1 pseudogene and 1 riboswitch are annotated in these 718 nt (G+C 39.6%); the pseudogene reads right to left on the bottom strand.

The window, feature by feature from the left end:
* Positions 1–114: 114 nt before the first annotated feature.
* Positions 115–221: riboswitch (SAM riboswitch) on the bottom strand.
* A gap of 101 nt (positions 222–322) precedes the next feature.
* A pseudogene (locus AC1DRF_RS30925) lies at positions 323–718 on the bottom strand (ABC transporter permease); the annotation flags it as partial.

The raw sequence follows: 718 nt of genomic DNA, 5'->3' as shown, positions 1-718 counted from the left end.
GCCCAGCCGTTTCCTTTTTTTTGTTCCATTCTTAACACCTCTTTTTTACGTAATAAAAAAAGACCTCTTCTTATTGATAAGAAGAGGTCTCTTATTTGTATCATAAGATTACCCTTCTCATCTTCCAAACGAAACATCGTCTGCTGGATTTGGCACCGCACTGCGTACAGCCAGTTGCCGAGACATCATAGGGCCAGTCCCTCCGTCTCTCTTGATAAGAAGTTTATAGTTGTTTTAAAAATAGTCTTTCACTACTGTAATCTCTTTTTATTTAATTGTCAAATGCTATTTTAGAAAAATATATAGTGCGAAAATTCTCACATCAATTAGCTACGTCTCGTTTTAAAAACGCTGCCCATGCCACGCCCATAAAGAAGACAAAATGCGCAACTAAGATGAAAATGGAAAATGGAATCGTCATGCCGTCAAACATCGTCTTCATTCCGTCCATATACTGCACAAAGTTTGTGTTGGCGAACAGTAAAAATTTTCCCCACCATAAACCAAACTGTGATACTAGTCCTGTTACTGCTTTTGCCCCGATACTTACGACAATAGCCAGACTGGAAGCAAGCGCGCTGTTTCTGAATAAAGACGACAGCATGAATGCAAATGTCATCATCATAAACGTTTCCATATACGCGCTGTCATACGTAAGCGTAATGTTTTTAAGCAGCTGCGCATCTCCTTCTAGACTGGTAAAGCCAAAGAACAATGC

The sequence above is a fragment of the Priestia sp. P5_B4 genome, from assembly GCF_056400385.1.
The sequence above is the reverse complement of the archived record's forward strand: the minus strand, read 5'-3'. Positions and strand labels throughout refer to the sequence as shown.